We start from the raw sequence: 772 nt of genomic DNA on the forward strand, positions 1-772 counted from the left end.
ATTTGGTTGCGGGGGCAGGATTTAGCTGCGCTGGCCTTCGGGGCTGTTTCGCCGGGCTCCCGCCCGGCGGCCCCTTGGCTGAACCTGCTCCCTCCCCAGGGTCACTTCTCAGCCTGGAGCCAGAATCGCAAAGGCCCCCATGCTTACACATGGAGGCCTTTGCGATTGGTTGCGGGGGCAGGATTTGAACCTGCGGCCTTCAGGTTATGAGCCTGACGAGCTACCGGGCTGCTCCACCCCGCGGGAATGGGTGCTGGGGGAGGCGGGCATTGCGATGAGGGTCTGTTGAGCGGCAGGGCGGCTTGGGCGCGAAAGAACCTCGACGGAAACCAACCTCAGTCGGCACCTCAAACCCAAGTCCGTTCCTGTTCCCCTCATCGCTGAGGGGACATTTTCAGAGCATGTTCTTAAGATGCGCTTCGATCGTTTCCATTGTGTGCCCGTACTGGACCCAGCATCGGAACCGCCGTCTGCGCATCCCTTCTCAAGACGTTCACTTGTTCAAGAACCCGTGGCCCAAACGCAAATAGCGCCGACAACCACAACCCCGTCCCTGGCCGATCCCCGTAAGGACCAACCCAAACCCGGACAGGAAGGGCAAATTCCGTATCGACCCGCGACCCCATCGCTGGAGCTTATCGCCTGGTCCGCAACCCCATCATCCACCAGCGTCACCGCCAGAACTCAGGGATCGCTTCGCCGTCGCGCCGTTCGTTGTCGCCCGCCGCGTCGGTGAACGGGGTTATAGTGACCTCACCCACGCCCTGTCTAC

Annotated in this window: 1 tRNA gene; it reads right to left on the reverse strand. The window is 61.9% G+C overall.

Going from position 1 to position 772, the window contains the following annotated elements:
- Positions 1 to 166: 166 nt before the first annotated feature.
- A tRNA-Met gene (locus P5F91_RS18520) sits at positions 167 to 243 on the reverse strand.
- Positions 244 to 772 lie beyond the last annotated feature (529 nt).

Origin of the sequence: Nitrospirillum amazonense (assembly GCF_029594735.1) — a bacterium.
Classification (GTDB): Bacteria; Pseudomonadota; Alphaproteobacteria; order Azospirillales; family Azospirillaceae; genus Nitrospirillum; species Nitrospirillum amazonense.